This window comes from Asticcacaulis aquaticus, from assembly GCF_028550415.1.
Lineage (GTDB): Bacteria > Pseudomonadota > Alphaproteobacteria > Caulobacterales > Caulobacteraceae > Asticcacaulis > Asticcacaulis aquaticus.
Genome location: NZ_JAQQKX010000014.1, coordinates 82,746 through 106,468, shown reverse-complemented (window position 1 = coordinate 106,468; position 23,723 = coordinate 82,746). Strand labels below are relative to the sequence as shown.

24 protein-coding genes and 1 tRNA gene are annotated in these 23,723 nt (G+C 56.8%); 15 read left to right on the top strand and 10 right to left on the bottom strand.

The genetic code is table 11. The features are described 5' to 3' along the window. Window positions 1-542 precede the first annotated feature (542 nt). Window positions 543-1,085 carry a hypothetical protein gene (locus tag PQU92_RS15650; protein WP_272749189.1) on the bottom strand — a complete coding sequence of 181 codons (543 nt, stop codon included), beginning with the start codon at window positions 1,083-1,085 and terminating at the stop codon, window positions 543-545. A 100-nt stretch (window positions 1,086-1,185) separates the two neighbouring features. Here PQU92_RS15650 and PQU92_RS15645 point away from each other — a divergent pair, with 100 nt between their 5' ends. Beyond that, on the top strand, window positions 1,186-1,473 hold the full coding sequence (locus PQU92_RS15645; RefSeq protein WP_272749188.1) for a helix-turn-helix domain-containing protein: 288 nt from the start codon (window positions 1,186-1,188) through the stop codon (window positions 1,471-1,473). 69 nt (window positions 1,474-1,542) lie between these two features. Here PQU92_RS15645 and PQU92_RS15640 read toward each other — a convergent pair whose 3' ends face one another. Next, a complete protein-coding gene (locus tag PQU92_RS15640; protein ID WP_272749187.1) occupies window positions 1,543-2,208 on the bottom strand; it encodes a hypothetical protein in 666 nt (221 codons plus the stop codon). A gap of 678 nt (window positions 2,209-2,886) precedes the next feature. Here PQU92_RS15640 and PQU92_RS18940 point away from each other — a divergent pair. Genes PQU92_RS18940 through PQU92_RS15625 form a run of 4 tightly spaced genes read left to right on the top strand, consistent with a single transcriptional unit; the run spans window position 2,887 to window position 6,627 of the window. Further along, on the top strand, window positions 2,887-4,110 hold the full coding sequence (locus tag PQU92_RS18940; protein WP_368407120.1) for a Y-family DNA polymerase: 1,224 nt from the start codon (window positions 2,887-2,889) through the stop codon (window positions 4,108-4,110). Continuing rightward, a complete protein-coding gene (locus PQU92_RS15635; RefSeq protein WP_272749186.1) occupies window positions 4,110-4,361 on the top strand; it encodes a hypothetical protein in 252 nt (83 codons plus the stop codon). The genes PQU92_RS18940 and PQU92_RS15635 overlap by 1 nt, the downstream gene beginning before the upstream one ends. A gap of 47 nt (window positions 4,362-4,408) precedes the next feature. After that, window positions 4,409-5,938: a hypothetical protein gene (locus PQU92_RS15630; RefSeq protein ID WP_272749185.1), complete on the top strand. Its 1,530-nt coding sequence runs from the start codon at window positions 4,409-4,411 to the stop codon at window positions 5,936-5,938. An 11-nt stretch (window positions 5,939-5,949) separates the two neighbouring features. Then, the gene (locus PQU92_RS15625; RefSeq protein ID WP_272749184.1) at window positions 5,950-6,627 is read left to right on the top strand and encodes an SOS response-associated peptidase; all 678 of its coding nucleotides are present in this window, start codon (window positions 5,950-5,952) and stop codon (window positions 6,625-6,627) included. Window positions 6,628-6,723: 96 nt separating this feature from the next. On the opposite strand, the gene PQU92_RS15620 is transcribed toward PQU92_RS15625, so the two are convergent. Next, window positions 6,724-6,814, bottom strand: a tRNA-Ser gene (locus tag PQU92_RS15620). Window positions 6,815-7,009: 195 nt separating this feature from the next. On the opposite strand from PQU92_RS15620, the gene PQU92_RS15615 reads away from it, so the two are divergent. From PQU92_RS15615 to PQU92_RS15600, 4 genes are read left to right on the top strand one after another with little or no spacing between them, the layout of a single operon-like run. Next, the gene (locus PQU92_RS15615) at window positions 7,010-8,599 is read left to right on the top strand and encodes an undecaprenyl-phosphate glucose phosphotransferase (protein WP_272749183.1); all 1,590 of its coding nucleotides are present in this window, start codon (window positions 7,010-7,012) and stop codon (window positions 8,597-8,599) included. Between the two features lie 3 nt (window positions 8,600-8,602). Beyond that, a complete protein-coding gene (locus tag PQU92_RS15610; protein ID WP_272749182.1) occupies window positions 8,603-10,066 on the top strand; it encodes a lipopolysaccharide biosynthesis protein in 1,464 nt (487 codons plus the stop codon). Continuing rightward, complete coding sequence (locus PQU92_RS15605; RefSeq protein WP_272749181.1) at window positions 10,063-10,995, top strand: glycosyltransferase family 2 protein; 933 nt, start codon at window positions 10,063-10,065, stop codon at window positions 10,993-10,995. Before PQU92_RS15610 ends, PQU92_RS15605 begins: the two co-directional genes overlap by 4 nt. Further along, window positions 10,995-11,759, top strand: a complete 765-nt coding sequence (locus tag PQU92_RS15600; RefSeq protein WP_272749180.1) for a polysaccharide deacetylase family protein — start codon at window positions 10,995-10,997, stop codon at window positions 11,757-11,759. Before PQU92_RS15605 ends, PQU92_RS15600 begins: the two co-directional genes overlap by 1 nt. Here PQU92_RS15600 and PQU92_RS15595 read toward each other — a convergent pair. The 4 genes from PQU92_RS15595 to PQU92_RS15580 all read right to left on the bottom strand — a co-directional run bounded on the left by PQU92_RS15595 (window position 11,756) and on the right by PQU92_RS15580 (window position 15,785). After that, on the bottom strand, window positions 11,756-12,124 hold the full coding sequence (locus PQU92_RS15595) for a hypothetical protein (protein WP_272749179.1): 369 nt from the start codon (window positions 12,122-12,124) through the stop codon (window positions 11,756-11,758). The two genes, PQU92_RS15600 and PQU92_RS15595, sit on opposite strands and share 4 nt — an antisense overlap. Window positions 12,125-12,149: 25 nt before the next feature. Next, on the bottom strand, window positions 12,150-13,454 hold the full coding sequence (locus PQU92_RS15590; protein WP_272749178.1) for an O-antigen ligase family protein: 1,305 nt from the start codon (window positions 13,452-13,454) through the stop codon (window positions 12,150-12,152). Next, window positions 13,454-14,164, bottom strand: coding sequence for a P-loop NTPase family protein (locus tag PQU92_RS15585; RefSeq protein ID WP_272749177.1), 711 nt, complete (start codon window positions 14,162-14,164; stop codon window positions 13,454-13,456). The genes PQU92_RS15590 and PQU92_RS15585 overlap by 1 nt, the downstream gene beginning before the upstream one ends. Before the next feature lie 103 nt (window positions 14,165-14,267). Continuing rightward, on the bottom strand, window positions 14,268-15,785 hold the full coding sequence (locus PQU92_RS15580) for a GumC family protein (RefSeq protein ID WP_272749176.1): 1,518 nt from the start codon (window positions 15,783-15,785) through the stop codon (window positions 14,268-14,270). 166 nt (window positions 15,786-15,951) lie between these two features. On the opposite strand from PQU92_RS15580, the gene PQU92_RS15575 reads away from it, so the two are divergent. Next, a complete protein-coding gene (locus PQU92_RS15575) occupies window positions 15,952-16,653 on the top strand; it encodes a polysaccharide biosynthesis/export family protein (RefSeq protein ID WP_272749175.1) in 702 nt (233 codons plus the stop codon). A 47-nt stretch (window positions 16,654-16,700) separates the two neighbouring features. Then, window positions 16,701-17,039 (top strand): hypothetical protein, encoded by a 339-nt coding sequence (locus PQU92_RS15570; RefSeq protein WP_272749174.1) that lies wholly within the window; start codon window positions 16,701-16,703, stop codon window positions 17,037-17,039. Here the strand turns inward: PQU92_RS15570 and PQU92_RS15565 are convergent. Continuing rightward, window positions 17,036-17,326 (bottom strand): sel1 repeat family protein, encoded by a 291-nt coding sequence (locus PQU92_RS15565; RefSeq protein ID WP_272749173.1) that lies wholly within the window; start codon window positions 17,324-17,326, stop codon window positions 17,036-17,038. The two genes, PQU92_RS15570 and PQU92_RS15565, sit on opposite strands and share 4 nt — an antisense overlap. Before the next feature lie 496 nt (window positions 17,327-17,822). On the opposite strand from PQU92_RS15565, the gene PQU92_RS15560 reads away from it, so the two are divergent. Both PQU92_RS15560 and PQU92_RS15555 read left to right on the top strand, forming a co-directional pair. Continuing rightward, a complete protein-coding gene (locus PQU92_RS15560; RefSeq protein WP_272749172.1) occupies window positions 17,823-18,824 on the top strand; it encodes an RcnB family protein in 1,002 nt (333 codons plus the stop codon). Between the two features lie 314 nt (window positions 18,825-19,138). Further along, window positions 19,139-19,618, top strand: a complete 480-nt coding sequence (locus PQU92_RS15555) for a hypothetical protein (protein ID WP_272749171.1) — start codon at window positions 19,139-19,141, stop codon at window positions 19,616-19,618. A 40-nt stretch (window positions 19,619-19,658) separates the two neighbouring features. Here the strand turns inward: PQU92_RS15555 and PQU92_RS15550 are convergent, their stop codons facing one another. Both PQU92_RS15550 and PQU92_RS15545 read right to left on the bottom strand, forming a co-directional pair. Beyond that, entirely contained in the window at window positions 19,659-21,050 is a 1,392-nt protein-coding gene (locus PQU92_RS15550; RefSeq protein WP_272749170.1) for an ABC transporter permease, read from the bottom strand. Beyond that, window positions 21,047-21,979, bottom strand: coding sequence for an ABC transporter ATP-binding protein (locus PQU92_RS15545; protein ID WP_272749169.1), 933 nt, complete (start codon window positions 21,977-21,979; stop codon window positions 21,047-21,049). Before PQU92_RS15545 ends, PQU92_RS15550 begins: the two co-directional genes overlap by 4 nt. 338 nt (window positions 21,980-22,317) lie before the next feature. On the opposite strand from PQU92_RS15545, the gene PQU92_RS15540 reads away from it, so the two are divergent. Both PQU92_RS15540 and PQU92_RS15535 read left to right on the top strand, forming a co-directional pair. Further along, the gene (locus PQU92_RS15540) at window positions 22,318-22,782 is read left to right on the top strand and encodes a hypothetical protein (RefSeq protein WP_272749168.1); all 465 of its coding nucleotides are present in this window, start codon (window positions 22,318-22,320) and stop codon (window positions 22,780-22,782) included. A gap of 154 nt (window positions 22,783-22,936) precedes the next feature. Further along, window positions 22,937-23,680, top strand: coding sequence for a hypothetical protein (locus tag PQU92_RS15535; protein WP_272749167.1), 744 nt, complete (start codon window positions 22,937-22,939; stop codon window positions 23,678-23,680). The last annotated feature ends 43 nt before the right edge of the window (window positions 23,681-23,723 follow it).

The window sequence follows — 23,723 nt, the reverse complement described above, 5'->3', positions numbered from 1 at the left end:
ACCCATTGGCAACATCCCACCAGCCGAGGCCGAACAACTCTACTACGCTGCCCTCGACACTTTAGAATTGGCCGCGTAACTTAAACCAATGAGCCTCCGGCAAAGCCGGGGCGGTTCAGGTACAATCAAAAGCAAGCAATTAGGTCGGCCACATGGTTCATACGGAGAGTATATTTGGCACTTACGTCGCACGTTGATTTACATGATGAAACAAAGTACTTATGAGGATAGGTCCAAACTTCAAATACCAACTCTCATTAAGAAAAAGCACAACGCCCTATACAATAGCACTGGCCATGAAGTTATTGGAAAAAGGTCAGGGCGTAGTGAAAATCTTAGCACTGTAAACTTACACAGCAAGGTAGGGGATTGGACGTTTCTGTCTGATACCGACAATTATTACGCTAGGCACATACCCCCCCTTGACCGTAGTAACCAAGACTATCAGGGCTTAATCATCCCGCGTGATTTCATTGTGGTGCCTAATCTTAAAGCAAATGAATTGGAGGGTTATAGCGAGCGGCCTTAACCCTCCACATCAACTACTTCGTCTCGGCTGGGGCGGCTTCCGCACCGTATGACCGCTCCGCGCCTGTTACCTCGCAATAGCTGCTTGTCGCCTGACGGTCGATGAATTCCATAATCGGTACATCGCTAAAGGACAGTTTGCCGTTCGCAGGTACGCTTCGCATAACCTCCACCTTCACAGTCTCGACTTTTTTGCCAGAGGGCGCAAACGCCTTGCACTTCAATTTGACGTTCTTGAAGCCGTAAGGTGAAGGGTTCGTGATTGTTCCCTCTACAGTCCGCGCATCAAAATTTATCAGGGCGTCGGTGGTCAGGTCTTTTTTAGCGTCTTTCTCTTCCTTCATTCCACTACGTATCTGATCTATCTCCTTGTCTTCCGCTATGTCCTTTTCCGATTTGAGGCCATCAAGCGAACTACCGATTGCAATTACGATCACCAAAACAATCAAACCGTATCGGCGTCTGTTGCCGAAGAACGGTAGGCGGAACAGGGTGCCAATGAATGCGATGACCGCAACAACGGCTAAAGTGCCTACCAAAAATCCATAGAACGTCATTTTATCTCCTAATCCTCATAGATATACCGGCGTGTTTAAACGCACCAAATATCTATTTTAGTAGATGGTCATATTCGCGGATTCAAGCCCGTAAAAGGCTATGAACGTCGCTAAAATCATTGGCTATAATGTTCGCCGCTTGCGTCTTGCGATGGGGATTTCGCAAGAGCAGTTGTCATTCCGTATCGAGGTTATAAATCAAGCGTACGTTTCGGAATTGGAGCGTGGGAAGCGGAACCCTACGGCGGTTCTCATTGCAATAATTGCAACAGCGCTAAACGTCAGTCCCGGCGATCTATTTGATGTTTCTGGGATCAACGAAGAATGGGCACACGGACCCGTCGAGATACGAAGCAAAAGAACCGGACGCAAGTCTGTAGGCAGTTAAGAAACACGACCATTATTTGCTATTGTTCAGCGTGATCCAATTAGTAATAATGGTCATATCGCTGACATATTAAGAATTGGACTTATGTTTGTGCCTTTTCTGTAGCGCCAGAACGGTTTTTCTTACTTCCGGCGTCAGAATATTATCGGCAGAAGTACGAAACGTTCCATCCTTTTGCAAGAAATACTGAATGATATAGTTGTCCATTTTACTATGTGGAGCGACATAGAAGTGCCAATGAAATCCTCCAAAATGGACGATATATTTGGTGATTTTTATGCCATTGCTTTCAAGTCGTAATCCTGACTTTTCGGGCGGAATGACCCAAGTTGTTGCTAGTTTGCCCTCATATGTAGCGCAGCCAATAGCACAGCCGAAATCGCCAATTTCGCCCGGATTCCCATGATATACCATTTGTCTGATGGCCTCTTGGTGAGGGCCTAATTGCACCGCCTTGAATAAATCTAAATTTGAGACCCCCATGCGCCACAATATTGAAAGTTGAAATAGCTTGAATCGGCGGTAATCCAACCCACTAATTATAGCCTCAACTTTATTTATCTGACGAGAATATATATTTATCCCATCTCTAAGGCGTGTTGCTTCATTTTCGTATTTATCTATTATGTCTTCGCAGCCGCGACATAGCAAAAATTCATGATAACCATTTCTACGTTTTAATTTACGATCATGATTAGACGATACTTCAACTGCATAGTTTTGGTTTCTATACATATCCTTAAACCACAAACGAGAAATAATATGGCTGTCACATAGCGTCTTCTGATTTAAACACAATGCGCATACACCATCCCTGTTATCTGTATTTTTTGGCAAATCACACCTTATGGATAATTATCATCGTCGTATTATGACTTAACCAATACGTTCCTGTAAAGTCTCTAGCTAATGGCTTTAACTCCATCTGATGCTGGCCACTTCAACGTGATATCTGATCGTGCGTTTCGCTTTCCTTTAATTCACCCCCCCGGCCTCTCTTCTGGCAAAACGTAAATTCATCCCGAATTACGCAAGCCGTGAGAACTGCATGTGCATTGCCTGTGTGAAAACGGCCCCCCCGGCATTGACTCTCACCGCATATGAGAACAAAAAAAGAACATATGCATTAAGGAGGGTGAGGTGCCAAAGCTGTATGACGGCGCGTGGGTAATGCGAAAGGGGGAGGCCCAGCCGCAGCAAGCCCATGAAGAGGAAAGAATTAAAGGGGTTTTCCGCGTCGGTGGTGACCTGTATGGGGATACGGGCAAAGCCTTACCTGCCTTGCCGTGGCCACGGCCCATTGAGCGTATACTGTCCCCAGAAGAGGCAGAAGCGACCATTCCCCCGGAAGCGCTTTATCCCTCTGGCAAATTGCGAGCATGAACCGTGCGCAAGCCTCAGTATGCCGAAGTGATGTATCTGGACTTCAATGGATTTTTTGCCAGTTGCAGTCAGTTTGCACACCCTCATTTACGCGGTAAGCCGGTTGGCATTGTCCCTCATGAAGGCAATGGGAATACGTGTATAATCGCATGTTCTGCTGAGGCTAAAAAGTTCGGCGTGCAGAACGTTATGCCTTTGCCCCTCGTTCGTCGTTTATGCCCTGAAATAATCCTATGGCCTCAAGAGGTCGATCTTTACCGCAGGGCGCATAACTACCTTATGGCTGAGGTCGAGTCCGCGATCCCCATAGACGCCGTAAAATCCATAGACGAACTTTGCTCTGTCATAAGTGACGATGACAGAAAAGACCCTACCCGACTTGGTCGGGAGATTAAGCGACGCCTATTAAATGAGGTTGGGCCTTGGATTACGTGCAGCATTGGCTTTGCGCCGAACCGGTTGCTTGCGAAAATCGCGTGTAAAGACGGTGGTAAGGACGGCTTGAACGTATGGCAACCCGAACACGTTCCCGCTTTCCTATCTCATATCCTCCTGAAAGACATACCGGGCATTGGTCCGGGTACGCTAAAGAGACTGTATCAGGCCCGTATCGGCACGACGGATTGTCTACGCAACGCCGCCCCTAAACACCTTAGACAAATCTGGGGTAATGTCGCGGGGGAGCGAATGTCCTACGCAATAAATGGGTTCGATATCAAAGCCCAGCCTACGGCACGTTCGCAATATGGGCATGGACGCGTCCTGCCCCCGGCCTTCCGTTCTTTGGAAGCTTGCCGACACGTAACCCGAATCCTGGCTGTAAAAGCGGCCAGAAGAATGCGCCGGGATCATTGGTCCTCCAGCAAGCTGATTCTAGGCCTGTCAGGCTACTTTGGGGGGCATTGGTCGCGCGGACACCACATGGCCGCTGTATGCGACGATATGGGCGTTCTGGAGGCTCTTGAGCGCCTATGGTTTCAAGCCATGCGGGAACTGCCTCCGGGGATCGTAATATTGAAGGCGGATGTGTCCCTAGATGACCTGTCTTTAACCGCGCAACGGCAGTTAGATTTCCTTGCCGACGACGAACACGTCAGACGACGGCAGGAAGCCATTACAGAGGCCTTGGACGCCCTTAACAGGCGGTACGGTAGCACGGTGGTCACAGTCGGCCCGTGGAGCAATCCTGCTGCCGACCGGCTGGGGGCAAAGATATCATTCACCCGCATCCCCCGACGTGAGGACGCTTGGTGATGAACTGGAAAACTGAGACCTGTTTAGGTGACCTCGATACGGAGGCTCAGCTAGAGGTGACCTGCCGTGTATGCGATCACATGCGGTATGAACTGGCTGGGGAACTGTGGAAACGCAAAGGCTTCAAAGCGCTATATCTGGATGAAGTCGAAACGCGACTGACCTGTGGCGCACGTAAATGTGGTGGTGGTGTCAGATTGCAAATCATGCTTGATTTGCGTGAAGAGGGCTTTGTGGCTGGGATGCCATGACAGATTTTAAAAATAGATACCATCATTAAACTGGCTGGAAAATTGATATGCAAAAAATAGATATTTCGAAGCGTTATCAGGGCGTATTTGATGGAATCCTGTTGGATCATATTGCCAAAATAAATGAATATTTAGATACGATTGAGAGATTAGATTTTAGATGGAATTCCATAAAGGATAGAATTATTTTCCAATACTATAAAGATATTTCTGAAATTGAGATATTGAGTCATACATTTGGAAATTTCTTCTCCGATGAGGAGGAAAACCTAATAGATGATGGCTTTGGAAATTTATATACGAAATATCACCTTCCAATATTGGTAAGGAAAAAAAATTCAACTGGTCTTTATGACTATTACCCAACAGTCAAATTCTATTGGAATGAAGACGAATGGAATAATATAAATAAATCAATTAGCAATGTTTACAGCAATAAGTCAAAATTAAATAATTTATTTAATAAGAAAAGACTTGAAGGTTTAGCCATTCAATTCGAAGAAGAAGTAAAAATTATTGATGGAATGACATTGTGGCGAAATGCATTTGAAATGACCAATTGCTGGATTCACGGCCCCGTCACAAAGTTATTAGATTGTAGCGGAATTACCATTTATTCAAAGTTAATAAATTACGACACGGAGTCCAAAGTATCTTCATTTACAAATGCGTCAATGATGGGAGGGTTCTGTGCTAAGAACCTAACCATAACTAGATTAAAATTCAATAATTGCGCCATTGATAAAATATCTCTGATAGATGCAGAAATATTAGAATTGGAAATTGACTCAAATGTAATAAATGTTAAAGAATGCACGCTTAAAAATTCGTCCATAAATAAGCTTAATATAAGAAATACGAAGACAAAATTATTTCCAATGCTTCATGATGTTGGAAAAATTGGTATTATTCATTTTGATGAATATGTAATTGGTGGGGATTATGATAAGGATTTCTCAGAAAATTGTCTATCATACGAAAAAAGCCCCATCCCGGTTCCATATTTCCTAAAAAATCGCAAATATTTAGATAATATATCTAATCATTTGCAAAAATTAGACGATAGCCTTCATGTTATTAGAACGGCACTGCCTGAAAAGCCTAAAGAATTTATAGTAAATAGATTTCACCGATACGAATTGTGGGTAAAATCATTAAATCCATCAATTGATGCAAGCCACAGGTACGCTTCGTCACTGTACAGATATTCAGCAAATTATGGGGATTCCATAGGTAGACCATTTATATACGTGTCCATACTACTCTTACTATGCTCAATAATTTATATGTTCATTTACACCTCTCACTTGGGTTGGAAGTTCCAATTCTTTAGATTTGACGCGATTGCATACTTCGGTGATGCGCTTTCATTCTCACTGAATAGAATGTTCCCTTTGATAAAGTGGGGTGCCGATGCCAGCAACAAGGAGAGCTTCTCCAATACTATAGAGGGCTTAAATGGATTTGGCGGACTATTGGCCCATGCAATCTCAATTTTTCAGACGGTAGGGACGGCGATACTATTTTTCTTGTCAGGATTAGCTGCAAAGCGCAAATTTAAGATAGATAAGTCATAGGCCGAAATCATATGTGCAATAATTACGCAATGACTACGAGCCAGCAAGCGATCCGCGAAGCTTCAAGAGCGCTTAAAGACATAACAGGTAATATGCCGCTATTGCCGGGCATCTTTCCTGATTATGCAGCGCCTATTGTACGGCAAAGTGTCGAGGGCAGAGAACTGTCATGGGCGCGCTGGGGCTTACCTTCGCCCGCATTCGCACTAGAGGGCAAAAAGACCGATCCCGGCATTACGAATGTCAGGAATACAGCCTCAAACCACTGGAGGCGGTGGTTAGGCGTTGAGAACCGTTGTCTGGTGCCATTCACCTCATTTGCCGAACCCAACCAAGCGGACGGCTCTAAGGTCAACACATGGTTCGCGTTATCGGAGGATAGGCCTCTCGCGTTCTTTGCTGGGATTCATGTTCCGGCATGGACGAGCGTGAGGAAAGTGAAGGAAGGCGAGATAACGACCGACCTATTTGCATTCCTGACAACAGAGCCGAATGCGGAAGTCGCGGCAGTGCATCCCAAAGCCATGCCGGTAATTCTCACACAAGCAGACGAATTAGAAGCTTGGCTAAATCTGCCGTGGGAGGAGGCTAAAAAGCTACAAAGGCCCCTGCCTGACGATTCTCTAAAAATTGTAAGGCTTGGCGGAAAGACCGATGGCGAAGAGATTTCAGAAACCGGCCCGTTCTAAAGGGTACAAGCACGAAGTAAAATGTGGGTTGAAATGTGGGTTGTGATTTTGGAAATAAAAAAACCCGTTGTTTTGCAACGGGAATTTTAAAAGGTCTGGCGGAGACGGTGGGATTCGAACCCACGGTACCCTTTTGGGGTACGCTCATTTAGCAAACGAGTCCCTTCGGCCTCTCGGGCACGTCTCCGTTACGGCTGACTTAACCCGACAGGCGGCAAAAGGCAACGGGGCGCTTCAGGAAAAGTGTGTACATATACGCGCGGGCGCGGCCGGGCTCTTCCCTTAGGGAAAGGGCCCTGCGTTAACGGTTGTCTAAATCCCTTCGGCTATGGTGACCTCAACGCATAATGCTACCACGCCCCTAAGAGTGTTCAGAACGGACATGCTTGACGCCCTGAAACGCGACACCCTGGCTCACCGGGCCGGTGGTCAGGCCCCGGCACAGGATCGGACCGATCCCGCGCTGAAGCCGCAGATGCGCGCCGTGCCGCAAGCCGAGCCCCCCCACGATGCTGTCGATCCGCGTGACCGTCGCGGCCCCTTCCGACCCGAACGCCTGATTTCCCTGCGCGAGCGCCGCTCGAACGACCGGTATGCGCGCCTGTTCCGCATCGGCGACATTCTGTTGATCACCGGGTTCACCCTGGTTCTGGCGCAGCTGATCGCGCCGCGGGGCTGGATGCGGTCGTCCGTTTCCGAAGTCCTGCCGTTCCTCACCGCCGTCCTGCTCACTGGATGGGCGCTGAAGAGCCTCAACCTCTATCAGTTCCTGCGCACCGAAAACCTGCTCGTCCATGTGGGTAAAGTCGCCGCCGCCGTCTTCTTCGGTGCACTGGGCGGGGTCTGTGCCTCGCAGTTTTCGCCCAACGAGTCGCAGGAAGTCCCCTTGCTCAGCCTGTGGACCCTGACGGCGCTGTGTACCCTGACCCTGATGCACGTCCTGTGGTTCGAGATCGTGCGCAGCTGGCGCAAGCGCGGCCTGCTGACGCCGAACATCGTCATCGTCGGCGCCACGCGCCATGCACAGAAGCTGATCGACACGGCGCTGGCGCGCCGCGACGTCAATATTCTCGGCATTTTCGACGACCGGCTGGCGCGCAATCCCGATGCCGTGTCCGGCGTGCCGATCCTCGGCGATACCCAGGCCCTGCTCAGCCACAAGATTACCCCCTATGTCGACCAGATCGTCGTCGCGCTCGACCCCTCGGCTAAGGCGCGCGTCAACCATCTGATCGAAAAGCTGAAAATGCTGCCGAACGACGTGTCGCTGCTGGTCGACGTCCATAACGAGACCGGCCGTCAGGCGGCCCTGTCGCGCCTGTCGGACATGCCGCTGGCCAAGGTATCGGGCATTTCCGAAGACGAACGCAAGGCTTTCAACAAGCGTATTCAGGACATTATCATCGGCCTGATTGCGCTGGTCGTCTTCGTGCCACTCATGGCCGTCGTCGCCCTGATCATCAAGCTGGACAGCCCCGGCCCGGTCTTCTTTCGTCAGCGCCGGCATGGCTTCAACAACGAAGCCATCAATGTGTGGAAGTTCCGCTCGATGCGCAACGAAGCCGCCGATGCCACCGCCTCGCGTCAGATCTCGCGCAACGACGACCGCGTGACGCGCGTGGGGAAATTCATCCGCAAGACCTCGATCGACGAACTGCCGCAATTGTTCAATGTGCTCAAGGGCGAGATGTCGCTGGTCGGCCCGCGGCCCCACGCCATCGGCATGAAGACCGGTCCGGACGAGTCGGCGCGCCTTGTGGCCGAATATGCCTGGCGCCACCGCATGAAGCCCGGCATGACCGGCTGGGCGGCGATCAACGGTTCGCGCGGCGCGCTGGAAACCGCCGACGACGTGCGCCGCCGCATCCAGCTCGATGTCGACTATATCGAGCGCCATTCGCTGTGGCTGGACCTCTACATCATGGGCATGACCATTCCCTGCGTGCTCAACGACCGCAGCGCCATAAGGTAAGCCATGTTCTGGAAAGGCCTGTGGGGCTACCTGCCCGCCAATGTGCTGCAAGGCCTGATCGGGTTCGCCACCCTGATCACCTTTACGCGTATTTTGTCACCTGAGGATTTCGGTCGCTATGCGCTGGCCTTCGGGATTTCGAGCCTCGCCCAGACGCTTTGTTTTACGTGGATCGAAGCCGCCATGGCGCGGTTCTATCCCGCCGAATCGCGCGAAAACGCCGATGCGCCGGAGCTGTATGGCACGTTGTACCGCCTGTTCGTCGTCGTGACGCTGGCCTTTGCCGCCATCGTTGGCATGGGTTTATGGTTGTGGCCGACACCCGACGCCCACGGTCAGTCGCTGAAACTGGCTGTCGGCTGCGGGTTGGGCGTCGTCGTCTTCCGCAGCCTGATCAAGATGGTGCAGGAACAGCGCCGTTCCGAAGGCCGTGTCGGTGCCGCGTCGCTGGTCGACATGATCCAGACCGCCGGCGGGTTCGGGTTCGGTGCCCTTCTGGCGTGGGGCGGCCTGGGCGGCGGCTCGCCACTGCTGGGGGCCGGGATCATCGCCGCCCTGACCCTGCCATTCGTCGTGCGCGAAGACTGGGGCCGCGCGATCAAAGGCCGCTTCGACTCGGTTCGTGCGAAACAATATGCCCATTACGGCCTGCCGGTCTCGGCCAGCCTGATCCTGACCCTGGCGCTCTATACTGCCGACCGCTTCCTGATCGCCGGGTTTCTCGGTGAGGCCGAGGCCGGGGCCTATCACGCGGGTTACAGCCTCGCTTCGCGTATTTTGGACGTGCTGTTTATCTGGTTCGGCGCGGCGGGTGGCCCGGCTCTGGTTCACGCGCTGGAGAGCGGCGGATTGCCCGCGCTGAAAGACAGCGCGCGCGAACAGTTCCGCACCATGGCGCTGGTCCTGTTTCCGTCGGTGGGCGGGCTAATTGTGGTCGCCGACCCCTTGAGCCAGCTATTGATCGGCGAAGCCCTGCGCGCTCAGGCCCTATCGGTGACGACCTTGATTAGCATCGGGGCGCTGTTTTCCGGCTTCAACACCTATTACTTCCTTCAGGCCTTCACCCTGTCGAAACAGACGCGCCTGCTGACGGTGGCCATGGTCATTCCGGCGGTGGCCAATATCGGACTGAACGTCACCTTGATCCCGCTGTATGGCCTGTGGGGCGCGGGGATGGCGACGGCGCTGAGCTTCGCCATCGGCCTGATCGGATCGTGGATACTGGGCCGCAAGGCCATCGCCCTGCCCGTGCCGTGGGTGGACCTGCTCAAGACTTCCGCCGCGACCGGTATCATGATGGCCGCTGTGCATTTCATCCCGGCCTTCGGCGGCATTATCGAACTGATCGTTAAGGGCACGGCGGGCGTCGTCGTCTATGCCGCACTGGCGCTGGCCCTGAATTTGAACGGCGTGCGCCATCACGGCCAACGGGTTCTTAAGCGTTTCGGCGGTAAGGTCGCCGCATGAACGCACACACGAAATCCGCTCAGGTCGTTTTGAATGCCGCCTATGATGAGGCCGCGACGCCGCACCTGTCGGTGCTGGTCCCGTTTTACCGCGAAAGCCCCAGCACGTTGTTGAAGGCCCTGAAGCCGGTAGCGGGCGTAGAGATTATCCTGCTCGATGACGGGTCGCAGCAGCCCGACCTGACGCAGGATGTTCTGTCCACAATTGACGACCTTGCCTTGCCGGTGAAGTTCATCACCCTGCCCGCCAACGAAGGCCGGGCGCGCGGGCGCAACCGCCTGACCTCGGCGGCGCGCGGGAACTACTTCCTGTGCCTCGATTCCGACATGCTGCCGGACCACCCGGATTTTCTCGAACGCTGGATCACGGTGACCCAGGACAATCCCGCCGTAGTGTTCGGCGGCTTCTCACTGCTTCAGGCCCCGCAGGACAAGGCCTTCGCCGTCCACCGCCTGATGGCCGGCAAAAGCGATTGCCTCGACGCCGCCACACGGTCCTTGCAGCCGGAAAAATACGTCTTTACCTCGAACCTGCTCATCCGCCGCGATGTGTTCAAGGCGCAGGATTTCGACGCCAGCTTCACCGGCTGGGGCTGGGAAGACGTCGAATGGGCCATGCGCGTGGCCAATGACTTCGGCGTCCGCCATATCGACAATACGGCGACCCATATGGGCCTTGACCGCGCCGAGATCCTGGCGCGCAAGTACGAGCAATCGGTCGGCAATTTCGCCCGGGTGATCAAGAAGCACCCCGAGGTCGTGGCCCAGTACCCCAGCTACAAGATCGCGCGCCTGATCCGCCGGTTACCTATGCGCGGCGCATTACGCGCAACGGTCAAATCGATCGGTCTGAACGACAATATGCCGTTGAAACTCAGGGCCCTGGCACTACGGGTCTATCGCGCGGCGCTCTATGCGGAGGTGGTGTGATGGCCGACGACGTCTATTCCGCCGACCGGTCGCTATATGGCAAGCTGCGCCGTCGTGCCTCGAAACTGCTCTATCGTAAGCCCGCCAAGTTGACGGGTCTGGCGCGCCCCCTGCTGACCTTTTCGTTCGACGACGCGCCGCAATCAGCGGCCACGGCGGGTGCGGACATCATCGAAAAGCACGGCTTCAAAGCGACCTATTTCATCTCCGCCGGGATCATGGGCGAGGACAGCCATTTCGGCCCCTATACGACGCCGGAACAGGTCAAGGATTTGCACATACGCGGCCATGAGATCGCCTGCCACACCTTTACGCACATCGATTGCGGTCAGGCGTCGGGTGCGGATATCGCGGCCAGCGTCGATCAGAATCAGAAAATGATTCAATCGCTTGGCCTGCCCGCGTCAATCACCTTCGCCTATCCCTATGGTGACGTCTCGCCACAGGCCAAGGCGCAATTGTCAGCCCGCTATGCCTCGGCGCGCGCCCTGCACCACGGCCTGATCACCACCGGCACCGACCTCAATCAGGCCCCGGCCGTCGGCATCGAAGGCGCGGACGGCGAAACGCTGGCGCTCGACTGGATGCGCCGCGCGGTGGCCACGCCCGATAGCTGGCTGGTCCTCTATACCCACGACGTGCGCGAAAATCCGTCGCCGTGGGGCTGTACACCTGAATCACTCGATCGGCTGGCTCGGGCGGCGGTCGCGATGGGTTTCGAGGTCGTCACCTACGCCGAAGGTGCGGGCCGCGCCGGAGGTTAAACCTCTACCCGATTCTCTGGCTCGCGGACCCGACCATTAATCATGACGATGGCCGTTTCGAATTCCTGTAAATGAATTTGCAGAGAGTCGGCATATACCGCCGTATGCAATCCCAAGCCGAGCCAATTGGGATCTTGCTCGTAGATAATCGTCAGTTCATCACCCGGTTGAAGCGTATAAAGATCGGGGTACATTTCGATCCAAACCTCCATTGGCTTTTCGGTCTTGTTGACGAATTGCTGGATAAGCTTTCCCGGTTTGTATTCAAAATCGCGGTCATAGCAAAATGCGTGTTCATAAAGCCTGCTCTGTCGTTTCTGAACACGAGCATAAGCCCAGTTTTCAAGCCATTGTATGAAACTCATACCCCCTCCCCCTTTGCTAAAAACCTCAACTATAGAGCTTTCTGTACTTCATTTCCGGTGTATCGGATAGTAACCGCGCCTTTGGCCCGTCCCCCGGCAGGGCCAGTTTGACGACCATAATCACGATCAGGCACCAGCGGATGTCATTCCAGCCGATGGCGATGCTCTCGGTCAGGCTCATCAGCGAATAGATGGTGATGAACGGCAGGGCGAAATAGCCGCCATCCCCGCGATAGGTGCGGTAAAACGCTTTCAGCCACGTCTCGGCAAACAGGCAGGCCCAGATGGTCAGGCCGATATAGCCGGTCGCCAGCCACACCTCGTACCAGCACGAATGGGCGTGATAGGCGCGGAACCCGGCCACCTCGGTGATCCAGCGCAGCGGCGTCCACTCGCCCTCCGTCGACCAGACCACCCCGTAACCGTACCCCGTCAGCGGCTGTTTCTGCATCACAAAGTCGATGCCTTCCCAGATATTGGTCCGACCCGTGAGCGTCGCGTCCTTGCCCAGCAACAGGAACAGCTTTTCCGGCATAAGCACGATAAACGTCCCTAGCGCCATCAGTACACAGACCGCCAGCCACGTCAGGACAATCCCCAGGATCGGTCCGCGCCGCGACAGCCAGATAAAGCTCATCGCGCCGGTGCCAAGGATCAGGGCCAGCAACGAGGTCTTGGAGGTGGACATCAGCACCAGAAACGCCGCGCCCGCCGCCGCTGCCGCCCATAGCCAGCGCCGCCTCGGCACGTGGATCGCTGCGGCGACGCAGGCGAGGAAGCCGACATCCATCACCGCGCCCAGATTGTTCTTTTCGGCGAACACGCCGCGCCACGCACCGACGAACAGGGTGGTCATGCGGCCTTTGTCGGGGAACAGGATTGCCATGATGAACGATCCGGCGATCAGGATCAGGTAGGCAATGGCCACCACCTCGATCAGCTTGGTCCACGAAAAGCGCGCCGCGATGACGTAGCCTGCCAGACAGGTCATGGCAAAGGCCACGAACCGCCGCATCGTGGCGCTGGGGTCCACCGACCACAGGTAGGACGCCGCGCACATGACGATCAGCGCCACCAGAATGGGCGTCCGCATCAGGCCCGACAGTACCTGCCGCCAACTCAGGAACAGCAGGACAAAAGCGCACAGATAGACCGGATAATAGATGTTGCGGATGATCGCTCCGGCCCAGGCCGGCTGCTCGGTCGAATAGCCGAAGACCGGCGACACCCAGCCCTGCGAGAACATGAACAGGATGCCGACGGCCAGAATCAGCGACAACCAGTCGCCCTTCCAATCCTCGCGGATCCCATCGATGATATCCCGTAGCATTATACGGCTGAACGGCTGGCCGGGCGCTGGGACGGCCTGGCCACGCTGCGCGCCTTGTTATAGACCATGCCGAGGATGCGACCCCCGGCCTGCTCGATCTCGTCCTTGAGCGCCAGACGGGCATTGATCTCCCCCTCGCCCTCGCTGATGACGATGATCACGCCGTCCATCAGCGGCGCCAGTTGCACGGCGGCATTGGCGCGCTCCGCCGACGGCACATCGACGATGATCGACTGGGCGTGCTGGCGCAGGGACTGCCAGTAGGAGCTTTGTTCGAACAGCTTGACGCGTTGGCCGGGCATCAACAGGTGGTCGCGCAGGCGCGTCACCCACAGGCGCTTGTCGAAGAACGGGCGGGCGATGAGATATTTCGAATCCGGCACCGGATTGCCTTCGGCGTCCTTGCCCTTGGGCGACAGGGCGAAGAAGACCGAGCCATCGGGTGTCGCTGCGGAGACCGGACCCGGCGGGCCGAAGCGCGCGGGCTCCTCCAGCACGGCATCCAGTTGCCCCTGACGGCGCAGGTCGGCGTCGATCAGCCACACCGGACGTTTGGCATAGGCGGCGTCGATGCGGGCGTATTCGCGCGCGACGGTCGATACGCCTTCGCCGGCATAGGATGAGACAAACATGAGCGCGCGACCGCGTTCGGACTGGGGGCGCCCCAGTGCCGACATCAGGTCCGCCATTTCACGTGTCAGATCTACCATATACCCACATACCGAATCGCACGCTTACGGCGGCTCACCCGAACCATAAGGTGTTTCGTATCAAAAGCCTATCCGACAACACCCCTGCGGGACGGGGTTTGTTCTATTTTGTCTTGGCCTGAGCCAGAACGGGCAAATCGAGCGTTTTGGACGCCATTTCCGCGCTGGAGAAGCCCTTGCGCAGAAAAACCCTCAGCAGACCGGCACAGAGCGCCGTAAACCCGCCGAACAGGAACGCCAGAATCAGGACCGGCTTTTTCAGGCTCTTGGCCTTGTCGGGCGGCCGCGCGCGGTTGACGACGCGGACCGTGTCCTGCGACTTTTCGGCGATTTCCTGCGCGGCCTGGGTTTCCTGAATGCGCTGGGTGAAGGTCGCGATATTGGTTTGCAGCGCGTTCCGCTCGGTCGACAGGCTGTTATATTCGGCCTCGATCCCAACCAGCGCCTGCAACTTCGTCGTCACCTGATCGGCCTGTGCCTGCAATTGCGCGCGACGGCCGGAGGTGGCGGCAATCTCGGCCTCCAGCGTCAGCTTGTCGGTCAGAAGCTGCTGATAGATCGGGTTGACGCCGATCTTGTGTTCCTTTTCACCGATGGCGCGGCCGGACGCCTGCATGGCCTCCAGCGAGCGGATCTGCTCGTCGATGTCGCGCACCGGCTGGGCGTTCGGCGTATAGCGCACCAGCAGGTCTTCGCGCTGCTGACGCAGGGCCAGAATTTTCGAGGGCACACTGAGGTCGAGCTGGCGCTCGGTGCTCATTTCCGGGGCCTGCTGACGCAGACGGGCATTGACCGCCGCCAGACGCGAACTGGCCGTGGCGATCCCGGCATCGGCGACGTAGATCTCGGAGGTGATGGTGTCGTAGAGCTTGCTGTAGGTCGCCTTGGCGGCCACGAAATCGCCGACGCCGTTGCGCAGCAGGAAGTCCTCATAGGACTTGTCGGCCTCATGCAGACGGCGGTCGAAGGCCTCCTTCTGATGCTCCAGCAAGGGCGCGGTGACGTCCGAGAACACTTCGTGGCGGTACTTTTGATAGATGTCGATCAGGGTATTGAGGATCAGGGCCGCCGACTGGGCGTTTTCGTGCTTGAACTCCAGCCGAACGATATTGCTCTGCGGGGCGGTCGCCGTCTTCAGCCCCCCCAGCACCTTCATCGCCTGGGCGTCGGCCTGTTCCTTCTGGGCCGCCGTGCGCGGCACGAAACTGGCCGGGATGGACGGCACGATGGCGTGGTAACCGAGCTTCTCGATCGTGCGGTGCTTCAGTTCGGCGGAGTTGAGGATTTCGACTTCCGACTGCACCACCTCATCGATGGTGGCAATCGCGCCGCGCGCCGCGTCGCCGGCGTGGGGCACGTAGACATAGTCCTGCCCCAGCTGCATCAGCAGCGAGGCGTCGGCGGTATAGGATTTCGACAGGGTCATGGAAAAGGCGACACCCAGCCCCAGAATCGTCGCGAAGACGATCAGCATCAGCCACCATTCGCGTAGCAACAGGCGCAGGATGTCGTCGATACCGTACTGGAATTTGGGCGCGGCTTTTTTAGGCGCGACCTGACGACGCGCCGGGCCGGTAAAGCCGTCGTCCTCCTCCGCGTTCCACACCCCTTGAGACTGCATTAAAGTCCAAACTCACTGACCACCGCGGGCGTTCCCCGCTTTTGCAGGCCGCACACCGATTCGAGACGCTTTGCGTACCCTTTGGATTGCAGTTTCTTATGCAGGCGTTAACCAACCCTTACCTATTTTCAAACATTGTTAAGACTTCACGGATTTTAGGTACGCCATGATCTCGAAGCGCGCATTTCTGATGGGTATCGGCGGCCTTATGGTCGCGGGTCCGGTGTGTGCGGCCTCCAAAACCCCCGAAGCCGCAAATGTGCGCTTTTCGGCCTGGACCGACGACGATCCGCTCTACCTCTTCTATCCGTCGGACAAGCTGGAAATCCAGATCCCGACCGCGCCGGAACTGAACCGCTCGACCGTGGTGGGTCAGGACGGCCGCATCACCCTCCCCCTTATCGGTCAGGTTATGGCGGCGTTCAAGTCGGTGCCGCAACTGCAATCGGAAATCACCGAGCTTTATCGCCCCTACCTGCGCCACCCCGAGGTCGGCGTCTTTCCGGGCGACACCGCGAATAACCGCGTGCTGGTCGGCGGCGAAGTGCGTAACCCCGGCTGGGTCGAAGCGCCGGGCGATTTCGACGCCCTGTCGGCCGTCTTCGCGGCGGGCGGCTTCACCAATGCGGCCAAATCGAAGCAGGTCATCGTCATTCGGCGCGGCGCGGATGGCACGGTCATGCAGCGGATGATCGATCTGAAAAGCCCGCTCAAGGGCAATGGCGGGCCAATGGTGGCGCTCAGGCGCTACGATATTCTCTATGTGCCGAAAACCCGCGTGGCCGAGGCCGGAGTCTGGGTCGAGCAGAATATCAATAATATCGTCCCAGCAGGGATCATGAACTGGCTGCTGTATAGCCAGAATTAAGCAGCGTACCGGCTTTTCAAGCCGCCATAAACGCTTATGATCACCCCATGATCAGGACTTTATCGACTCTCAAAGTACAGGCCGATCTACAAAATGGCGGATGGGAAATTCTCATCCATGCCGGACATGCGTTCGACTACACTATCCCGTTTCGCGCGATCCTTGCCGAGATCACCGAAGCGCTGGGACAGGATGTCGCAACAGACCTCGACTTACCACCCTACTACGCAGATGAAGATTTCGTCGAAGGCGTTCTGAGGTTTCAGAGCACGCCACTCGAAATCTATTACGAATACAGTCTGGGCTTTCTCTCGCTAATGAACTCGGATGCAGACCTTCTGCACGACGTTCTTCAACGGCTCAAGCCACATATTAAGGTCGTTTAAGCGGCGTAGGCCGTGTGGCCCTGATCCAGCCAGCGGCGGGCGGCCTTCTGGGCCTCGGCGACGTCTTCGCGGTCCATTTCCTTCGACAGTTCGCGGCGGTAAATGCTGGCTTCCATCGAACCGCGCATCGAGGCGAGGTTGAACATCATGTGCGCCGAGATCAGGTCCAGCGGCGCGCCGTTCTGACCGGTCGAATACATCAGGCCCAGCTTGAACAGGTCTTCGCCGTTCATGTCGGCGGTCGGCAGCGGCAGGGCTTCGGTTGAAACTTCGTTCATCATCGTCATATCCGCGCCTTTTGCGCGGCCCCATCGGGTTGTTGATAAGTCGAATTTGATCCCCTCAAGTGAAATTAAAGTTAACAACGGCATTTACTGTGAATTTTTTATGTAAATAATGATTTAATATTCATAATTTCGTTTACTATTTAAATAATATTCATTACCTGTTTGATAATTTTGTAGTTTAAATTATTTATAATTCATAAAAATCAAAACAATATGCGCCTATTACTTACGTGCCTGCCGTTAAGATTCAGGTTGAATCCAAAGCACACGGCCATCTCTTATGGATAACAGCCCTTGAAACACCGCCTGAGGTCTGCCGGTGAGGCCGGAATCGGATACCCCTATGCTGACACAGTTCATTCAGTTTCAGTTCAGGATGGACGGCGCATAGTGGGGGCAATCGGAGAAAAAAGTCTCCGTTCATCGAGTCCCGGCAGGTCCCGAAAGACCGCCCCACGAGGAAACCATGCAAAAACGTCATTTAATGGCGACCACCATGTCCGCGATCGTCGCCCTGTCGCTGGCGACGCCCATGGCTCAGGCCGGCACCGTGCGGCCGTTCCAGGAAGCCCGCGAACGCGCTCAGGCCGAAAACCAGTCCCGCGAACAAGCCCCGCCGCAACGGCAGGAGGTGCGTCAGGAGCAACGGCAAGAACCCCGTCAGGAGCGCCCGCAACGCCAGGAGCAGCCGCGTCAGGAAGCGCCCCGTCAGGAGCGTCCGCAGGGTCAGCCCGGCGGTGACCGCGGCAACGGGCAGGGCCAGCAGCAACAGCGCCCGAACAACGCTAACTCTGGCAACGACAACCGCGATCGCGGCAATGGCGGCGGTCAGTGGCAGGGCCGCCCCAACCCAACCACCGGCGGCCAAAATAATCAGGGCCAGAACAATCCAGGCAATCAGCAACGCCCTGACGACCGTAACAACGACGGGCGTGGCCGATCTGACGGCGTCTGGCAGAACGGAACGCAGCAACGCCCGACGCGAGGCGGCCAAAATCAGGGCCAAAATAATCAGGGCCAGACCCAGAACCGTCCCGACAATCGTAATGATAATCGGGGCAATGACGGGCGCGGCGGCTGGGACCGCAACGACAACCGCGGTAATGATCGCGGTGGCTGGGATCGCAACGACAATCGCAATGGCGACGGGCGTGGCGGCAACTGGAACAATCGCAACGACCGTTACGACTGGAATACGCGCCATAGCTATAACTGGCGCACCCACCGCGACTTCCGGTCCTATACCGGCATTCGCATCGGCTTCTATTTCGCCCCGCGCTACGGCTATTACCGCGTGCCGACGGAATATTACGGCTATCGCTACGAATATGGCGACATCCTGCCGCGCTATTTCTACAGCTACCGCGTCTATGACCCGGACTACTACTACCTGCCGATGAAGCCCTACGGCACGGAATACTACTTCGTCGGCAATGACATCGTCCTTGTCGATCTGAGGACCGGTCGCATCATCGACATCTTCTACGATGTCTTCTGATCCGGCTCCCTAACACGCCCACCCCTCCGGTCCGTACCGGAGGGGTTTTGTATTACCGCACACACCTCAGCGATTTATTTCTCTCTTACGCGACCGCCTCCGCTTCACGCCTACCGGCTTATTTTTACACCGCATTTCAGCCCGAATAGCCGCGTTTTCTGACAGGCATGGCGCCCTCCCCTCTCAGCGCCGCTTAAAGCGCGTTCCGATCCAATTGGATCGAAAGCGCGCTCTAGGTTTTTGTTTTGTCGCGCATTTGATTCCGAAAACCGCTGCGCACTTTTCGGAATGCGCTCTAACTAGGAAACGCACATATGAAAACGCAACTGCTTATCTCCGCCGCCCTCGCCCTCGGTCTGGCAAGCGCCCTCCCCGCCTCGGCGCAACTGCTTGGCGGTTCGGGTCAGGCCACCGGCGGCGTCACCGGCCAGCTCGGTCAGGCGTCAGGCTCGCTTCAGGGGCAGGGTCAGGTCGACCTGAAGCCCGGCGAAACCCTGAACGACGCCCGCAGCCGCACCGGCGCCGCCTTCGACGCCACGAAGGACGCCGCCGATCAGACGGCCAGCAATGCCTACAACACGGCTCACAAGGCCAAGGACAAGGCAAAACACACGGCCAAGAACACGGCGAATGCCACACAGGACGCCGCTCAGAAGGCCGTCGACGATGCCGCCAATGCCGCGCCGACGGCGGATGCCAATGCGACGGTCAATGGCGACGCCAGCGCCAACAAGGACGGCGTTTCGGCCAATGCGAACGCCAAGGCTGATGCCAGGGTCGAGTCGAAGAACTAATCACCAGAATAAAAGCCTCCGGTATCACCGGAGGCTTTTTTCATTTCACCAATGCGGCCAGGGTGCGCCAGCTGAACTTGCCGGTGCCCAGCGCCCCTTGCATGAAGGCGCGCGTCCCCAGCCGGATCATGATCCACGCCATTAGCCCCATCCCAGCCAGAGTGGCGGCGATTTCCCACCACGCCGCCCCCTCCATCAGGCGCAGCGGCATCAGGAACGGCGTGAACAGCGGGAACCACGACAGATAGCGGATCAGCGGCAGGTCCGGCGACATCATCGCCGCCTGCAGGGACAGCATGGGGATCATCAGGACGATGACGATTGGCCCCATGATCGCCTGAGCGTCCTTTTGCGATTCGCAGAACGCGCCGATGGCGATAAAGGTGATCCCGAACATCAGGTAGCCGCCGACGAAATAGGCCAGCATGAGCGCCACCTGATGCGGTGCGAAGATCAGCCCCAGCAGGGTACGCATATTGTCGACCGCATCCGCCGGCATGAAGGCCAGACCATAGGCGAAGACGCTCATCCCCACGCCGCTCCATACGGCGGCGACCGTCACCATGACCATGAAGACGCCCAGCACCTTGCCCAGCAGCAGGCTGCCCGCCGGGGCCGAGGTCAGCAAAACCTCCAGCACCTTGGACGACTTTTCTTCGATGATGCCCGACAGCAGGATCACCGACGACGAGAAGATGGCCATCCAGGTGATGTAGCTCATGATCACCCCGGCGAAGCGCGGGCCGTTTTCCTTGAGCGTTTCGCGGAACGAGGCGTCCTTGTCGTCCGGGGCGGCGGCGATCGTCGGCGTCAGGTTGCGGATATCGGCGTGGGTGTCCTGAAGCGAACGGGCCACCTCAGGCGCGATGCCCTGCTGACGCGCGGCATAGAGGAACTGCAGGTCATCGAGATCGCGCCCCAGACGGTGCTCCAGACGGCCTTTTTTCTTGGGCACCGACCACAGGTCGAAGGCCAGGCGCGGGGTCGGCTCTGCGGTCAGATAGGCCACCACCACGTGGGTCACCGGCGGGTTTTCCGCCGACAGGATCTGCGCGATTTTCGTCGCGGCGGCATCGCGGGTCATCGCAGGCGACAAACCTTCCGGCAGGGGCGCGACCTTGAGCCCGCCCTTTTTCGCCATACTGGCGGCCACGGTCCGCGCGACGGAGTCGTTTCTCACGGCATCCGACATCTGCACGGCCTTGAGGGCCGGGTCCTGCGCCTGAATGAAGCCGGTCAGGGCGGCGGTCAGGTTCTCACCCGACAGGTCGAGCACCGCCACGGTCTGCGGCGTTTCGCCCGAGCGGCTCATCATCACCGGAATGAAGGCCGACCCCAGCATCAGCAGCGGCAGGGTCACCAGCGACAGCCAGAAGCCGACGGTCTTGACGAAGGCCAGGTATTCGCGTTTGGCGATCAGCAGGGTTTTCATTGCGCCTCTCCGCCGGTCAGGACAATGAAAGCGTCGTGCAGGGTCGGCTCGTGCGCCTCGAACCGCCGCACATCAAGCCCGGTCAGGAAGGCCGCTTTCAGCGCCGCGTTCGGGCTGAGACCGGTGGCGAATTTCAGCCGCCACAGATGCGCACCCTCATCGGCTACGCCGCCATCCACAACCTCGGCCACACCGGGCAAGGCCGCGACCTGTTCGCGCGACACCGCCCCTTCCAGTTCGAGGTAACGCGGGGCCGCCGCCCGGGCCTGTTTCAGTGTCCCTTCGAACACCTTGCGGCCCTTGGTCAGCATGACGACGTTTTCGCACAGGCGCTCGGCGTGCTGCATGACGTGGGTCGAAAACAGCACTGTCGCCCCGCGTCTGGCCAGATCGCGGATAACGTCCTCAAGCCCCTGCTGATTGACCGGATCGAGGCCGGAAAACGGTTCGTCGAGGATGACCAGTTCGGGTTCGTGGACCAGACAGCCGATCAGCTGAACCTTCTGCGACATACCTTTCGACAGCGACTTGATCGGCTTGTTCATGAATTCGCCAAGGCCCTGCGCCTCCAGCATGGCTATGGCGCGTTTGCGGGCGACCGAGGCCTTGACGCGCTTGAGCCCGGCCAGAAAGACGATCATGTCGACGGGGGTCATCTTGCGATACAGGCCGCGTTCTTCGGGCAGGAAACCGATACGATCCAGCACCTTGCCGCCTTCACCGCCCAGCACGGTGATCTTGCCCGCCGACGGTGCGGAGAGGCCCAGCATCATGCGGACGCTTGAGGTCTTGCCCGCACCGTTGGGCCCCAGAAAGCCGCAGATCGAGCCGCGCGCCACCTGAAAACTCAGGTCGCGCACCGCCGTGAAGTCGCCATAGGTTTTCGACACCCCTTCAAGGCTCAGGGCGAATTCACTGTGCGACGTCATAGGCTCCCCTCGTGTTGCCGCCGCGACTGTCTCACGCGGTTACCCGGCTTACAAGATTAATGTGCGGAAACAACCCCCTCGCATAGGAATGCCATAAGAGGGTCTGCGCGTCGATAAGGCCGGACGCAGACGGGCCGGATCTTTCATAAACCCCTGATAGGCCGATCGGCGCTCAACCTCTGCCAAGCGGGCATTTTTACCAGTTCTGCACTTTAAAATAAAAATCGCAAGGCCGGAATAAGTTCGGCGAACGCCTTCATAAGTTTGCGAAAATTGCGCAACGACCTCAGGCGACTAAACTCTGGCTCCGTTATCCGCCCGCCTTATCCGAGGACATTATGACACTGAAATCCACCCTTGCCGTGGCCGCACTTCTGAGCGCCGTCGCTGCCCCCGCCGCCCTTGCCCAAAACCAGCAGATGCCGATGGAGCCGCAGGTCACCGACCAGCCGCAACAGGCCTCGCTGACCGGCGACGCGCCGCTGGCCAAACAGGCCCCCACCGCCAAACAGGACCTCAAATCGCAAAACGAGGCCACCGCCCGGCTGAACGCTCAGGCCCTGCACGCCGCTCAGGCCGAAGACAGCTCGACACCGGCCAGCGATGCGACCAATGTCCCGCCACCACCCACCGATACGCAGGTCCGCAATCCGGCGGACAGTGCCGACCCGACCGACGCCAATCCCGACCCACAGATGCCGGTCGATCCGAACGCGCCGAAAACAGGGATGAAGGAACCGGTGCCGCCGCTGCCGCGCACCGACACCCCGGTGCAACAGGATTTGCCCGCGACAAATCAATAACACCCCTGAAAAACAACCCTTGAAAGCCCTTCGATGAACCGGAGGGCTTTTGCTTCTGTGGCAAAGCTATTCGCTGCAGCGTGCAACCATTTGCGACATTCACGCACCGGCTGAATTTTGAGAGCCTTGGTTCCTGTTTTCACCGGAGCCTGCCATGCGCCTCTTCCTTGTTTTATTCGCCGTCGGACTGAGTCTCGGCACCTTTACCGACGCCGAGGCCGCGACCCTCGCCTGTCCGTCATCTCCGCAAAGCGCCCAGATAACGCCTGCGCCATCGGGCTGGACCCCCATACCCGACACGGGTAGCTTCACCGAAGCCGAGGTCATCGAACGCCGCCTCGTTTGCACCTATGGCATAGCCGGGCGGATCGACCGCGAAACCCCGGACGGCGAGCCGATCTGCGTCGTGCAGGGTCAGGGTTTCAATTGCCGCCGCCCGCAACGTCTCGAAGACCTTGGCCCGCCGCTGGGCACGCGTCAGATCACCGAAGGCGAGACGATCGACCTTGATGTCGATACGGTCGCCGCCGGACCGCTCAGGGGCAGTATTCCCACGAAGCGCAAAGGCGTCCCCGATCTGCTGTTCGAAGGGCATAATATGACGGTTCGACCGACGCAGGGCTTTGAGCAACCCGGCTTCAGATTTCTGAATGACAGCGCGACGGCCTCGCCTTTCATGGCCAAGCGCTTTCCCATCGAAGCGGAATGCCACATCCCGCGCACCATCCCTCAACCGGGCGTGCATGGCATGATGTACGATACCGACCGCACCACCCTGACTCTGCAATTGATTGCCTGCGTCAGTTCAAATACCGGCGACTGGTACCTGATCCAGTTGACCGAGATGAGCCGCACCAACAACATCACGCGCGCAACCCTGCGCTGGTGGCGAATGTAGATTATCATACCTCCCCAACTTGTTGGGGTATAGCGCAGGCGAA

Excerpts from the sequence above, each read along its gene's own strand:
- PQU92_RS15650 (WP_272749189.1), bottom strand. The coding sequence starts at position 1,085 with ATGACGTTCTATGGATTTTTGGTAGGCACTTTAGCCGTTGTTGCGGTC.
- PQU92_RS15645 (WP_272749188.1), top strand. The coding sequence starts at position 1,186 with ATGAACGTCGCTAAAATCATTGGCTATAATGTTCGCCGCTTGCGTCTT.
- PQU92_RS15640 (WP_272749187.1), bottom strand. The coding sequence starts at position 2,208 with ATGTATAGAAACCAAAACTATGCAGTTGAAGTATCGTCTAATCATGAT.
- PQU92_RS18940 (WP_368407120.1), top strand. The coding sequence starts at position 2,887 with ATGTATCTGGACTTCAATGGATTTTTTGCCAGTTGCAGTCAGTTTGCA.
- PQU92_RS15635 (WP_272749186.1), top strand. The coding sequence starts at position 4,110 with ATGAACTGGAAAACTGAGACCTGTTTAGGTGACCTCGATACGGAGGCT.
- PQU92_RS15630 (WP_272749185.1), top strand. The coding sequence starts at position 4,409 with ATGCAAAAAATAGATATTTCGAAGCGTTATCAGGGCGTATTTGATGGA.
- PQU92_RS15625 (WP_272749184.1), top strand. The coding sequence starts at position 5,950 with ATGTGCAATAATTACGCAATGACTACGAGCCAGCAAGCGATCCGCGAA.
- PQU92_RS15615 (WP_272749183.1), top strand. The coding sequence starts at position 7,010 with ATGCTTGACGCCCTGAAACGCGACACCCTGGCTCACCGGGCCGGTGGT.
- PQU92_RS15610 (WP_272749182.1), top strand. The coding sequence starts at position 8,603 with ATGTTCTGGAAAGGCCTGTGGGGCTACCTGCCCGCCAATGTGCTGCAA.
- PQU92_RS15605 (WP_272749181.1), top strand. The coding sequence starts at position 10,063 with ATGAACGCACACACGAAATCCGCTCAGGTCGTTTTGAATGCCGCCTAT.
- PQU92_RS15600 (WP_272749180.1), top strand. The coding sequence starts at position 10,995 with ATGGCCGACGACGTCTATTCCGCCGACCGGTCGCTATATGGCAAGCTG.
- PQU92_RS15595 (WP_272749179.1), bottom strand. The coding sequence starts at position 12,124 with ATGAGTTTCATACAATGGCTTGAAAACTGGGCTTATGCTCGTGTTCAG.
- PQU92_RS15590 (WP_272749178.1), bottom strand. The coding sequence starts at position 13,454 with ATGCTACGGGATATCATCGATGGGATCCGCGAGGATTGGAAGGGCGAC.
- PQU92_RS15585 (WP_272749177.1), bottom strand. The coding sequence starts at position 14,164 with ATGGTAGATCTGACACGTGAAATGGCGGACCTGATGTCGGCACTGGGG.
- PQU92_RS15580 (WP_272749176.1), bottom strand. The coding sequence starts at position 15,785 with ATGCAGTCTCAAGGGGTGTGGAACGCGGAGGAGGACGACGGCTTTACC.
- PQU92_RS15575 (WP_272749175.1), top strand. The coding sequence starts at position 15,952 with ATGATCTCGAAGCGCGCATTTCTGATGGGTATCGGCGGCCTTATGGTC.
- PQU92_RS15570 (WP_272749174.1), top strand. The coding sequence starts at position 16,701 with ATGATCAGGACTTTATCGACTCTCAAAGTACAGGCCGATCTACAAAAT.
- PQU92_RS15565 (WP_272749173.1), bottom strand. The coding sequence starts at position 17,326 with ATGACGATGATGAACGAAGTTTCAACCGAAGCCCTGCCGCTGCCGACC.
- PQU92_RS15560 (WP_272749172.1), top strand. The coding sequence starts at position 17,823 with ATGTCCGCGATCGTCGCCCTGTCGCTGGCGACGCCCATGGCTCAGGCC.
- PQU92_RS15555 (WP_272749171.1), top strand. The coding sequence starts at position 19,139 with ATGAAAACGCAACTGCTTATCTCCGCCGCCCTCGCCCTCGGTCTGGCA.
- PQU92_RS15550 (WP_272749170.1), bottom strand. The coding sequence starts at position 21,050 with ATGAAAACCCTGCTGATCGCCAAACGCGAATACCTGGCCTTCGTCAAG.
- PQU92_RS15545 (WP_272749169.1), bottom strand. The coding sequence starts at position 21,979 with ATGACGTCGCACAGTGAATTCGCCCTGAGCCTTGAAGGGGTGTCGAAA.
- PQU92_RS15540 (WP_272749168.1), top strand. The coding sequence starts at position 22,318 with ATGACACTGAAATCCACCCTTGCCGTGGCCGCACTTCTGAGCGCCGTC.
- PQU92_RS15535 (WP_272749167.1), top strand. The coding sequence starts at position 22,937 with ATGCGCCTCTTCCTTGTTTTATTCGCCGTCGGACTGAGTCTCGGCACC.